The 12,495-nt window shown below is 57.2% G+C and carries 8 protein-coding genes; 2 read left to right on the top strand and 6 right to left on the bottom strand.

Going from position 1 to position 12,495, the window contains the following annotated elements; all coding sequences use genetic code 11:
- Positions 1 to 61 precede the first annotated feature (61 nt).
- Together I6L74_RS00835 and I6L74_RS00830 are read left to right on the top strand one after the other, a co-directional pair.
- Positions 62 to 610, top strand: coding sequence for a TetR/AcrR family transcriptional regulator (locus I6L74_RS00835; protein ID WP_059179520.1), 549 nt, complete (start codon positions 62 to 64; stop codon positions 608 to 610).
- 250 nt (positions 611 to 860) lie between these two features.
- Positions 861 to 1,250 (top strand): VOC family protein, encoded by a 390-nt coding sequence (locus I6L74_RS00830; protein WP_059179521.1) that lies wholly within the window; start codon positions 861 to 863, stop codon positions 1,248 to 1,250.
- A gap of 111 nt (positions 1,251 to 1,361) precedes the next feature.
- Here the strand turns inward: I6L74_RS00830 and baeR are convergent, their stop codons facing one another.
- Genes baeR through I6L74_RS00800 form a run of 6 tightly spaced genes read right to left on the bottom strand, consistent with a single transcriptional unit; the run spans position 1,362 to position 12,332 of the window.
- Positions 1,362 to 2,084, bottom strand: coding sequence for an envelope stress response regulator BaeR (baeR, locus tag I6L74_RS00825; RefSeq protein ID WP_059179522.1), 723 nt, complete (start codon positions 2,082 to 2,084; stop codon positions 1,362 to 1,364).
- Complete coding sequence (baeS, locus tag I6L74_RS00820; protein WP_059179523.1) at positions 2,081 to 3,484, bottom strand: envelope stress sensor histidine kinase BaeS; 1,404 nt, start codon at positions 3,482 to 3,484, stop codon at positions 2,081 to 2,083. The genes baeR and baeS overlap by 4 nt, the downstream gene beginning before the upstream one ends.
- Positions 3,481 to 4,896, bottom strand: a complete 1,416-nt coding sequence (locus I6L74_RS00815) for an MFS transporter (RefSeq protein WP_059179524.1) — start codon at positions 4,894 to 4,896, stop codon at positions 3,481 to 3,483. The genes baeS and I6L74_RS00815 overlap by 4 nt, the downstream gene beginning before the upstream one ends.
- A complete protein-coding gene (mdtC, locus tag I6L74_RS00810; RefSeq protein ID WP_059179525.1) occupies positions 4,897 to 7,974 on the bottom strand; it encodes a multidrug efflux RND transporter permease subunit MdtC in 3,078 nt (1,025 codons plus the stop codon).
- On the bottom strand, positions 7,975 to 11,097 hold the full coding sequence (locus tag I6L74_RS00805) for an MdtB/MuxB family multidrug efflux RND transporter permease subunit (protein WP_059179526.1): 3,123 nt from the start codon (positions 11,095 to 11,097) through the stop codon (positions 7,975 to 7,977).
- Positions 11,097 to 12,332, bottom strand: coding sequence for an MdtA/MuxA family multidrug efflux RND transporter periplasmic adaptor subunit (locus I6L74_RS00800; protein ID WP_059179527.1), 1,236 nt, complete (start codon positions 12,330 to 12,332; stop codon positions 11,097 to 11,099). The genes I6L74_RS00805 and I6L74_RS00800 overlap by 1 nt, the downstream gene beginning before the upstream one ends.
- Positions 12,333 to 12,495 lie beyond the last annotated feature (163 nt).

The following is a 12,495-nucleotide window of genomic DNA, read 5'->3' as shown; positions in this document are numbered from 1 at the left end:
CTGGTTTGATTATGATCATCATCAATGTATAATCAGGCTCTGTTTTGAGAGGGTAAAAAGCATGAAAGTGTCAAAAGAGCAGATGCGCGAGAACAGGATGCGCGTTGTTGAAACGGCCTCAGAACTTTTTCGTGAGCGCGGTTACGATGGCATCGGGATCTCGGAACTGATGTCGGAGGCCGGGTTAACGCATGGCGGCTTCTACAAGAACTTTGCTTCCAAGGCTGATTTGTTGTCGGAAGCGATGCATTGCGGTTTTACACGATCCGCAGAAAAAACGCAGGGCGTAAACCGGGATAAATTTGTTGAATATTATCTCTCCCGACCACATCGTGATGACATGGGAAAGGGCTGTGTGATGTCGGCTCTGGGCACTGATGCAGCCCGTCAATCTGAGTCAATCAAAGAGACGTTTGCGGCCGGACTTGAACGCCAACTGGCGATTTTAGGCACTGAAAATGGCACGCGCGCTGACCTGATCGATACCCTCGCGCATCTTGTCGGGGCCCTGGTGCTGTCTCGTGCTTGCCCGGATAATTCCGCGCTGGCGGATGAAATTCTGGATGTGTGCCGTGCGCGTCTACTCAGTCATGATGCCCCTAAGGATTGAGTTTGATGGCTCAGGGCATTTTCTCAACAAGGGCATAAATGATGAGAGGCAAGCAAAAATCAGAGTAAAGCGTGATCAACATTTGAGGATGTTTGCGTCATTTTAGTGCGCTATGACGACGTTTAAACTGCCTGATTGTGCCTAAAAACGATCGGCTAATTTATAATCATCTGTTGTTATGCCAAATCAAACTTCATCCAGTGAATGAATGCTTTACTGCATACTCTTCTTTGCTGACAGGAGTATTGGAATGATTGATCACACCGGTTTCAGCGTCACTCATCTTGAAGACAGTAAACGGTTTTACACGCGCATTCTGGCGAGCCTGGGCCATATTATCCGGCATGAAATCCCGGAAGCCGCGGTAGGTTTTGGTCCCGCCCAATCGGACGAAGGGGCCGATCCGGGAGGCGGTTTCTGGATAACGCAAGGCACACCTTCGACCCCTCGGATGCATCTGGCCTTTAGCGCAAAAAGCAAAGAACAGGTTGATGCCTTTCACCGTGCTGGCCTCGACGCGGGGGGGAGAGATAACGGCGCTCCGGGATACAGGCCGCAGTATCATCCCGGGTATTACGCCGCCTTTGTTCTTGATCCAGATGGCTACAACATTGAAGCGGTTTACCACGAGACACCCTAACGACTCACGCCGCGCTCAGTGTGGCGATGCCGCATTTATAAATATTTTGGATAAAACCCCGTTATCCAGATACACAAAACCCGCCAGACGGCGGGTTTGAGGAATCATCAGTCAGGCGATCCTGCATGCATCCGCTTCCCATCGATACCCCACGCCATACACGGCACGAATAAACGACTGGTCAGCGTCGAGTGCTTCGAGTTTACGACGCAGGTTTTTGATATGGCTGTCGATGGTACGGTCAGTGACCACGCGGTAATCGTCATACAGCTGGTTCAACAGCTGTTCGCGGGAGAACACTTTTCCCGGTTCGTGCGATAGCGTTTTTAACAGCCTAAACTCAGCAGGCGTCAGATCCAACAATTTGCTGCGCCAGCTTGCCTGGAAGCGACTTTCATCGACAATCAGCGGGCTTTCGGCATCCAGCACCTGCAGTTCACGCTGCGGCTTGCAGCGGCGCAAAATCGTTTTGACGCGCGCCACCACTTCACGCGGGCTGTAGGGCTTACAGATGTAATCATCCGCACCAATCTCCAGCCCCAGCAGGCGATCGATCTCTTCGATTTTGGCGGTCACCATCACAATAGGCACTTCGGAAAAACGGCGGATCTCACGGCATAGCGTCAGGCCATCGGTGCCGGGCAGCATCAAATCCAGCAGGATAAGATGGGGCGGCGTCTGGCGGACATACGGTAAAACCTGGTCGCCATGGCTGATAAGCGACGGGGCATAGCCCGCCGCACGCAAATAGTCGATTAACAGTTGCCCAAGCTTAGGCTCGTCCTCCACGATCAAAATGCGTGGCGTGTTTTCGTCAATGGGTAACTCAGTCATACTTCTCTCGATAAATCCCGTTCCAGCGGTAACTCTACTGTAATGCTAACCCCGCCAAAAGGCGAATGGGCCGCGCGAATCGAGCCGCCGTGAGCTTCAACGATGTTAACGCAAATCGCCAGCCCTAAACCGGACCCGCCGCTGGCGCGATTGCGGGAACCTTCTGTGCGATAAAAACGCTCGAACAGTTTTTCCAGCTGCGCGTCTTGCACGCCGGGCGCGGTGTCCGCGAAGGTCAGCGCGAAAGACCTGTCATTCAGCGCGCCGGAAATATGCAGCGCGCCGCCGCTGTCGGTGTAGCGCAGGCTGTTTTCGAGCAGATTATTGAACAGCTGCATCAGCCTGTCAGGGTCACCAAATACGACAGCGCTATCCGGCAGCGACAGGTCGATGTTCAGGTTGCGGCTGGCGAAGCGTTCGCGGAACGCACCGGTGGTGACTTCCAGAATATTGATCACGTCCACCGGTGATTTTTGATAGGCCAGCGCACCTTCGTCGGACATGGACAGCTGGTGCAAATCGTTCACCAGCTTGGTGAGCGTGCCCACTTCCGCCTGCAACGACGTCACCGATTCCGGCGTAAACTGACGCACGCCGTCCTGAATCGCTTCCAGTTCGCCGCGCAATACGGCCAGCGGGGTACGCAATTCGTGGGAAATATCGGCCATAAAGTCGCGGCGCATCTGCTGGTTTTTCTCCAGGGTGCTGGCGAGCTGGTTAAAATCCTGGGCCAGTTTGCCGATCTCGTCCTGGCTGCGCGTATCCACGCGCGTAGAGAAATCGCCCGCTGCCAGCTTGTGGGTGCCTTCCACCAGTCGTTTCACCGGGGCCAGAAGACCGCGTGCCAGTGGGAACGTCGCCAGCGCGGCGAGCAGCGTGGAAAGGGCGACAATCAGCCAGCTGGTCTGGCGCTGCTGGCGGTCAAAATTGATATCAGTATTGCGCGTTAATCGTTCGACGGGCGACGCAATCACCCAGCCAACGGGCGCGTCGTTAAAGGTAATCGAGCGCTTTGTGCCGTCAGGCGGAACCGGGGCGCGTGGGCCAACCAGCACGTGTTTATCCTGATCGATAACCCAGAATTGCGTGCGCCAGCCGTGCGGCGGCATGCCCGGGCCGGGACGATCGTCGTCGTTATCATGCTCAAGCGAGCGCAAAATCTGGAAAACAAAACGGTCATTATTGCGTAAAAAACGCCAGTTACCGTGCAGGGCATACTGATCGGCCAGGGCATCGCTCAACCCCTGCAATCGCTGCTCGTTACCGCGTTTAATGTAGTCAATAAAGCCGCGCTCAAAGCTGATGCGTACCGCCCAGTGCATGGTGATCAGCAGGACGATGCAGGTGGCGAAAATCGCCAGAAACAGTTTGCCAGTAATACCGGGACGCCAGAATTTCATCGTTCACTCCTTTTGCGTCGGCCGATGACGACGTTCTTGTTGGTATCATTCGGCACCCGGGCGAAAATCAACGCGGGCAGGGCGATAATCACCGCCATGCTCAGATAGGTGTACAGGAAGACGTGATGGGCGCCGGCCGTGTCGGCGCTCAGATGTTGCTGACCATACATTCCCAGCAGCAAACCCGCGACGGTGACGCCCACGCTCATCGAAAGCTGCATGATCATCGACAGCAGGCTGTTGCCGCTGCTCGCCAGTTCATCGGGCAAATCTTTCAACGTCAGCGTGTTCATTGACGAAAAGCGCGTCGAGTTGATCATCCCCTGGAAGAACAGCACCAGCGGCAAAACGTAGTACCAGCCCATAAGCGCCACGGCCATAAACACCAGGCTTATCAGCGCCAGCCCAAGCGTGGAGGCAACCAGCACCCGGCGATAGCCAAAATAATTCACTACCTGCACCACGATGCGCTTCATCCCCATACTGCCCAGCACCATCGGGATCATCATCAAACCGGCGTGGAACGGTGAAAAACCCAGCCCAATTTGCAGGAATACGGGCGTCATAAACGGCAGCATTCCGCTGCCGAGGCGTCCGACGAAGCTCCCAAGCAACCCGATCCGATAGGTGGTGTTACGGAAAAGCGCCAGGCTGAACAGCGCACGGTCATTGTCACGCGCATGCCACAGATACCAGAGGATGGCGGTAATCCCGATAACGATCAGCAGGCACAGCGTGAGCGTGGAGATGCCTAACCCTTTTTGCCCGTCGAGCGCCAGCGTGAGCGTCGCCATCCCTGCTGCCAGCAGCACGAAGCCGAAAATATCAAAGCGCCGCGTCTGCATTGTGTAGTTTGGCATCAACCATAACGTGGCAATCGCGCCGACAATACCGACCGGCAGGTTTATCAGGAATATCCAGTGCCAGGACGCATATTCGACCAGAATCCCGCCCAGCGCCGGGCCGAGCAACGGACCGACCTGTCCAGGTAAGGTGACGAACGTCATTGCCGCCATGTACTGCGCGCGTGGGACGATTTTCATCACCGTCAGTCGCCCGACGGGCACCATCATCGCGCCGCCGACGCCCTGTAACACGCGCGACATCACCAGCTCATTCAGCGTATCGGCCTGGGCGCAAAACAACGAGCCGAGGGTAAACAGGACGATGGCGGCGAAAAAGATATTTCGTACGCCGATTTTGTCCGCCATCCAGCCGCTCGCAGGCAGCATCACGGCCACCGTCAGCACGTAGGAGACAATCACCATGTGCATATGCAGCGGACTTTCCCCAAGGCTTTTCGCCATCGAGGGGAGGGCGGTATTGACGATAGTCGTATCCAGCGACTGCATAAAAAAGCCGAAGGCGACAATCCACAATTGCCAGCGCACGTTGTTGGGGAGATCGGCCATTTACTCGGTTACCGTCGTTCTGTTTTTACGCGAAAAACGTACTCGCAAGCGGTCGAAGAACAGATACACCACCGGCGTTGTATAGAGGGTTAACAGCTGACTCATCACCAGCCCACCCACGATAGTGATCCCCAGCGGCTGGCGCAGCTCAGAGCCGTCACCGCTGGAAATGACCAACGGCAGCGCGCCAAACAAGGCGGCCAGCGTGGTCATCATGATCGGGCGAAAACGCAGAATGCAGGCCTGGAAGATGGCGTCCTGAGGCGACATATTGCCGTTGCGCTGCGCGTCGAGGGCGAAATCCACCATCATGATCGCGTTTTTCTTCACGATACCTATTAATAGCATGATCCCGATAAGCGCAATGAGGCTAAAGGGCGCATCGAACAACTCCAGCGCCAGCAGCGCTCCCACGCCCGCTGACGGCAGGGTGGAGAGGATCGTCAGCGGATGCACGTAGCTTTCATACAGAATGCCCAGCACGATATAGACCGTCGCAATGGCCGCCAGAATTAAAATCACCTGCGAATTCATGGTGTCCTGGAACACCTGTGCGGTGCCTGCAAAACTGCCGCGCACGGTGGACGGCACGCCAAGCTGAGTCATGGTGCGATTAATCGCGTCGCTGGCTGCGGATAATGACGAGCCAGTCGGCAGGTTAAACGAAATTGTCGAGGCGGCAGACAGCCCCTGATGGTTTACCGACAGCGGCGCATTGGCCGGTTGCCAACTGGCAAAATAGGACAGTGGGATCGATTTACCGTCGTTGTTAATGACGTACATTTTATCCAGCGCGCTGATATCCTGGGTGTAGCGGGGATCGACTTCCATCACCACTTTGTACTGGTTCATCGGCTGGTAAATCGTGGAGATCTGCCGCTGACCAAACGCGTTATTCAGAAGGCTATTGGCAGCTGCAACGTCAATCCCCAGCCGCGACATGGTTTCGCGATCGTAGGTCAGGTTCATCTCCGCACCGTTGTCCTGTTGGTCGGAGTTTACGTCTGCCAGCTCAGGCAATGCCGCCAGCGCTTTGCGGATTTTGGGCTCCCATTCGCGCAGCGCCGCCAGGTCGTCGGACAGCAGCGTGTACTGATAGCTGGCGTTCGACTGACGTCCGCCCACGCGGATATCCTGAACGGCCATCAAAAACAGATTCGCGCCCGGCTCTTTAGCCAGCTTGCCACGCAGGCGGTCAATCACCTGCTGGGCCGTTTCGTTACGCTCCCCGCGCGCCTTCAGGGTAATAAACATCATCCCGCTGTTCACCCGCGACCCGCCGGTAAAACCGGTGACGTTATCTACCGCCGGGTCTTCGCGAATAATCTTCATAAAATCCTGGAGCTTCACGCGCATCGCCTGGAACGAAATGCTCTGATCCGCCTGAATCCCCCCCATCAGCACGCCGGTGTCCTGTTCCGGGAAGAACGTTTTGGGAATGGTGATGTACATCCAGACGTTCAGCGCAATAGTCCCTACCAGCACCAGCCCCACAATCCGCGTATGGTTCAGCACCCATTTCAGCGATGTGCCGTAGCCTTCCTGCATCGCCACCAGCACGCGGCCAAAGCCTTTTTTGCGCGGCTGTGAATGGGGCTTACTGCGTTTGAGCATCCAGCCGCACATCATCGGCGTGAGGGTCAGCGAAATCACCAGCGAAATGCCAATCGCCACCGAGAGCGTCACGGCAAACTCCCGTAATAAGCGTCCCGGTAGCCCGCCCATCAACAGCAGCGGCAGGAAAACCGCCACCAGCGACACGCTCATGGAGAGCACCGTAAAGCCCACTTCACGCGTGCCCTGCAAAGAGGCTTGCAGCGGCTTCATGCCGGCTTCCAGATGGCGCGAAATGTTTTCCAGCACCACGATGGCGTCATCAACGACAAATCCGGTGGCGATGGTCAGCGCCATCAGCGACAGATTATTGAGGCTGAAATCGCACAGGTACATGGCGGCGAACGTGCCGATCAGCGAGACGGGAACCGCCACGGCAGGGATCAGCGTAGCACGTCCGGAGCGCAGGAACAGGAACACCACCAGGATCACCAGCGCAATGGAAATCACCAGCGTCTGTTCGACCTCTTCCAGCGAGGCGCGAATCGTCGGCGAGCGGTCTTGGGCGATTTGCAGATCAATGGCCGCCGGAATCGTCTCCTGCAGTTCCGGCAGACGGGCACGAATGCTATTCACCGTCTGGATAATATTGGCTTCCGGCAGCTTGCGGATCATCAGCAAAATGGCCGGTTTGGCGTTGGTCATCCCGGCGTTACGCACGTCCTGGACGGAATCGGTGACGCTCGCCACGTCGCTCAAACGCACCGCTGCACCATTGTTGTAGTGAATAATCAGCGGCTGATATTCGGCGGCGGTTTTGAGTTCGTCGTTGGTCTGGATTTGCCAGCGGTGGCTGCTGTCCTCAATCGCCCCCTGCGGTTTACGCACGTTGGCATTGCTGATGGCGCTTCGCACGTCGTCAAGGGACACGCCTTGATTAAACAGCGCTTCCGGGTTTAATCCCACGCGCACGGCGGGCAGGGAACTGCCGCCAACGTCCACGTCGCCCACACCGTCAATCTGGGCGATCGTTTGTGCCAGCTGGGTGGAGGCGAAATCGTACAGCTCCCCCTGAGAATAGGTGTCCGACGTGAGCGTCAAAATCATGATCGGCGCATCGGACGGGTTAGCTTTGCGATAGGTTGGACGACTCGGCATCCCGCTCGGCAACAGGTTTTGCGCGGCGTTGATCGCTGCCTGCACGTCGCGCGCCGCACCGTTGATATCGCGATTAAAATTGAATTCCAGAATAATGCGCGTACTGCCCAGCGAACTGCTGGAGGTCATTTCGTTGACCCCCGCAATGCGCCCAAGCGAGCGCTCCAGCGGGGTGGCCACTGACGAGGCCATGGTCTCCGGTGAAGCGCCCGGCAGCGAGGCGCTGATCATGATTACCGGGAAATCCACCTGCGGCAGCGGTGCCACCGGCAGCAGCCGGAAGCCGAGCACGCCGCACAGCGTGATGGCGAGCGCAATCAAAATCGTTGCGACCGGGCGGTAAATGAAGAGGGCGAAAAACTTCACTTACGCCTCCTCTTCACGTTTTGGGAAACGCGCTTTCATCTTCAGCGCCAGGCTGTCAAACAGCAGATAAATCACCGGTGTTGTGAACAGCGTCAATACCTGGCTCACCAGCAGGCCACCCACCATGCCAATCCCTAAGGGGCGGCGCAGTTCGGCACCGACGCCGGTGCTGAGCATCAGCGGCAGCGCGCCCAGCAGCGCCGCCATCGTGGTCATCAGGATCGGACGGAAACGTAGCAAACAGGCCTGGAAAATCGCGTCGCGCGGTGCCATACCCTGTTCGCGTTCGGCGGCGAGCGCAAAGTCGATCATCATGATGGCGTTTTTCTTGACGATACCGATCAGCAAAATGATGCCGATAATGGCGATCACGTCCAGCTCACTACCGGAAAGCATCAGCGCCAGCAGCGCGCCAACGCCTGCGGTCGGCAGGGTCGACAGGATTGTCACCGGATGGATAAAGCTTTCATACAGCACGCCGAGCACGATATACATCGCGACCACGGCGGCGACAATCAGCCAGATGGTATTGCCGAGTGCGGCCTGGAACGCCAGCGTGCTGCCCTGGAACTGAGTCTGAATATCAGCCGGGAAGTTCAGCGTTTTTTCTGCGTTCAGAATCGACTCAACCGCTTCGCCGAGCGAATAGTTATTCGGGACGTTGAACGAAATGGTGGTCGACGGGAACTGATCAAGATGGTTAATCGACAGCGGCGCAAACCGCTGTTCAACCGTTGCAATCGCACTCAACGGCACAGTGCCGCCGTCTTTGCTGGTGAGGCGCACCGTATCCAGCGCCGTAAGCCCCGGTGTTTGCTCGGTGTTGTGTTCCAGCACCACGCGATACTGGTTGGCCTGGGTGTAAATTGTCGAGATCAACCGCTGACCAAAGGCGTTATACAGCGCGTTATCGACATCCGCCATGCTGATACCCAGACGGCTGGCCGTGTCGCGGTTGACGTTCACGTATGCTGCCAGCCCTTTATCCTGCCAGTCGCTGCTCACGTCTGAAAGTTGCGGCAGTTCCTGGAGTTTAGCGACAAGTTGTGGCACCCAGGTGCTGAGGGCCTCCAGGCTGGTGGCCTGAAGCGTAAATTGATATTGGGTGCGGCTCACCGTGGTATCGATGGTGAGATCCTGCGTCGGTTGCAGGTACAGCTCAACGCCTGGCACCCTGGCAACGGCGTTTTGCAGGCGCTCAATCACGGTATTGACGCGATCGTCACGGTCATCCAACGGTTTTAGGTTGATCTGCAGGCGTGCGCTGTTCAGCGACGGGTTAGTGCCGTCAACGCCAACAAACGAGGTCAAACTTTCGACCGCCGGATCTTTCATGATCACATCCGACACCGCCTGCTGACGCTGCGCCATGCTGGCAAACGAGACCGATTGCGGTGCCTGCAATGTGCCCTGAATAATCCCGTTATCCTGAATCGGGAAGAAACCTTTCGGGATAACAATCCACAGCATCACGCTCAGCGCCAGCGTCCCGAGCGCCACGCTTAGCGTCGCCCACGGATGATTAAGCACTTTTTCCAGCATGCGCCCGTAGGCGGCAATAATGCGTTCAAACATGCGTTCAGACGCGCGGGAAAAGCGGTTTTGTTTGCGCAGCGATTCGGCGCTCAGCATGCGGGCGCACATCATTGGCGTCAGCGTCAGCGACACCACGGCGGAAATCAAAATCGCCACCGCCAGGGTTACCGCAAATTCACGGAACAGGCGACCGACAATATCGCCCATAAACAGCAGCGGGATCAGCACCGCAATCAGCGAGAAGGTCAGGGAGATAATGGTAAAGCCAATTTCGCCCGCGCCCTTGAGCGCTGCCGCCAGCGGCTTTTCGCCTTTTTCGATATAGCGCGAGATGTTTTCGATGACCACGATGGCGTCATCGACGACAAATCCGGTGGCGATGGTCAGCGCCATCAGCGTCAGGTTATTGATCGAGAAATCAAGGAACACCATTACCGCGAAAGTGCCGACCAGCGACAGCGGCACGGCGACGGCGGGAATAATCGTCGCCGGGACGTTGCGCAGGAACACATAGATAATCATGACCACCAGCGCTATCGCCAGCATCAGCTCAAACTGCGTGTCGCTGACGGATGCGCGAATATTGGTGGTGCGATCGGAAAGCACATTTACGTTTACCGATTTTGGCAGGCTTTCAATCAGCTGCGGCAGCATTGCACGGATGCTGTCGGCGGTGTCGATGATATTCGCGCCAGGCTGGCGCTGAACGTTCATCACGATCGCTTGCTCTTTGTTGGCCCACGCGCCGAGCCAGCGGTTTTCAGCCCCTTGCTCAACGGTGGCGACATCGCCCAGGCGAATCGGTGCACCGTTCTGATAAGCCACAATCAGCTGGCGATATTCATCGGCAGACTGCATCTGATCGTTCGCAGAGAGCGTGACCGCGCGGGTTGGTCCATCCAGCGAGCCTTTCGCCGAGTTGACGTTGGCGCTGGTGATCGCCGTGCGGATGGTTTCGCTGGTCAGCCCTAGCGCAGCAATCGCCTGGGCGTTGAGTTTGACGCGTACGGCCGGGCGCTGCCCGCCGGAGAGCGTCACCAGCCCGACGCCGGACACCTGAGAAATTTTCTGCGCCACGCGCGTTTCGACCATATCTTCCACCTGCGTCATTGGCAGGGCGGAAGAGGTGACGGCGAGCGTCATGATCGGCGGGTCCGCAGGGTTCACTTTGCTGTAAACCGGCGGATTGGGCAGGTCAGACGGCAGCAGATTGGTGGCGGCGTTAATCGCGGCCTGGACCTCTTGCTCGGCGACGTCGAGCGGCAGCGTCAGCTGGAACTGCAGCGTCACCACAGACGCGCCGCCGGAGCTTTGCGACGACATCTGTTTTAAGCCGGACATCTGGCCGAACTGGCGCTCAAGGGGCGCGGTAATAGCGGAGGTCACCACGTCCGGGCTGGCGCCAGGATAGAGGGTGATCACCTGAATGGTCGGGTAATCCACTTCGGGCAGGGCGGAGACCGGCAGGAAACGGTAGCCGATAATCCCCGCGATCAGGATCGCCACCATCAACAGCGTGGTGGCGACGGGGCGCATAATAAACAGGCGCGATGGCCCACCTGTCGAACTTGGTGGTAACACCTGCATCAGGAGTTCGCTCCCTGTTTGGCGTGTTCACGACGCGCAGGTTTTTCGCTTGCCGTGCTGGTGCTGTGTGCGTCCACCACTTCCACTTTCGCGCCTTCCGTCAGGCGATCGATTCCGTCAGTCACCACGCGGTCGCCCGCGGAGAGTCCGGCGTCGATCACCACCGTCTGGCTGTCCTGAATGCCCGGTTTCACGAGGTGTTTGCTGACTTTATTGTCGCTGTTCAACACCCAGACAAAATTGCCTTCGTTACCCATCTGCAACGCCGCCGTTGGGATCACCACCGCGTTTTCTTTCGTTGCGACCAGCATGCGCGCGTTGACGAACTGATTCGGGAACAGGGCATCATCCTGGTTGTTAAAGCGCGCTTTCACCTTGATTGTGCCCGTCGTCGCGTCGATCTGGTTATCCATGCTCAGCAGCGTGCCATCACTCAATTTTGCTTTGTTGGTGCGATCCCATGCTTCGACTGCCAGCGTCTGGCCTGTTTTCTGAGCCTGTACGACGGTAGCGATTTCGCTTTCGGGCAGCGTAAAGACCAAATCAACAGGATGAGTTTGGGTGATCACCACGATACCCGTGGTATCGCCGCTTGAAATCTGATTGCCAATATCCACCTGTTTGAGGCCGACGCGTCCGTCAATCGGGGCGGTGATTCGGCTCCAGTCGAGCTGCAGCTGCGCGCTGGCGACAGCGGCCTCGTCCGTTTTAATCGTGCCCTGTGCTTCGCTGACCAGCGACTGTTGGGTATCCAGCTCCTGACGAGAAACCAGATTGGTTTTCACCAGCTGTTGATAACGCGCGAGATCGCGGCGAGCGTTAGCCAGCGTGGCTTTGTCTTTTGCGAGCTGTCCCTGCGCCTGAGCCAGCGCCACCTTGAACTGGCTTGGATCGATCTCTGCCAGCAGATCGCCCGCTTTCACCTGTTGGCCTTCCTGGAAGTGAATCGCCATCAGTTGACCGTCAACGCGGCTACGCACGGTGACCGTGTTGGCGGCAACGATCGTACCGAGGCCAGTAAGATAACGAGGAACCGACTTGCTGACGGCCGTGGCCGCTTGCACAGGGGCCAGTGCGCCACCGCGCATGCCGTGACGCCCACCGCCAGCGGGACGCTGTTGCTGCGTTGTAGCTTCATTCGCAGAGGAGTGACTGTGCCAGTACCAGGCGGCGGCAAGCGCCACCACAATGATACCTGCGGCGATTGCCCAGCGTGATGTGTTACTGCCTTTCATCGTTATACGTTCTCATCCTGAATACTTCGGGGAATGATACTAGTTTAGTCACGCAACGCCGCGAAAAAATGGAGGAAATATGAAGGACTGTCTGGAATTGTCTGAATGGTGGCAGGCGCACCTGGACGGTCCGATGCCTATATCGAGCCTCTTTCAATCAGAT

The organism is Lelliottia amnigena (assembly GCF_019047465.1).
Classification (GTDB): domain Bacteria; phylum Pseudomonadota; class Gammaproteobacteria; order Enterobacterales; family Enterobacteriaceae; genus Enterobacter; species Enterobacter amnigenus.
The sequence above is the reverse complement of the archived record's forward strand: the minus strand, read 5'-3'. Positions and strand labels throughout refer to the sequence as shown.

Bases quoted from the DNA above. Each gene is read 5' to 3' on its own strand.
- baeS (WP_059179523.1), bottom strand. From the start codon at position 3,484: ATGAAATTCTGGCGTCCCGGTATTACTGGCAAACTGTTTCTGGCGATT.
- I6L74_RS00805 (WP_059179526.1), bottom strand. From the start codon at position 11,097: ATGCAGGTGTTACCACCAAGTTCGACAGGTGGGCCATCGCGCCTGTTT.
- I6L74_RS00830 (WP_059179521.1), top strand. From the start codon at position 861: ATGATTGATCACACCGGTTTCAGCGTCACTCATCTTGAAGACAGTAAA.
- I6L74_RS00800 (WP_059179527.1), bottom strand. From the start codon at position 12,332: ATGAAAGGCAGTAACACATCACGCTGGGCAATCGCCGCAGGTATCATT.
- baeR (WP_059179522.1), bottom strand. From the start codon at position 2,084: ATGACTGAGTTACCCATTGACGAAAACACGCCACGCATTTTGATCGTG.
- I6L74_RS00815 (WP_059179524.1), bottom strand. From the start codon at position 4,896: ATGGCCGATCTCCCCAACAACGTGCGCTGGCAATTGTGGATTGTCGCC.
- I6L74_RS00835 (WP_059179520.1), top strand. From the start codon at position 62: ATGAAAGTGTCAAAAGAGCAGATGCGCGAGAACAGGATGCGCGTTGTT.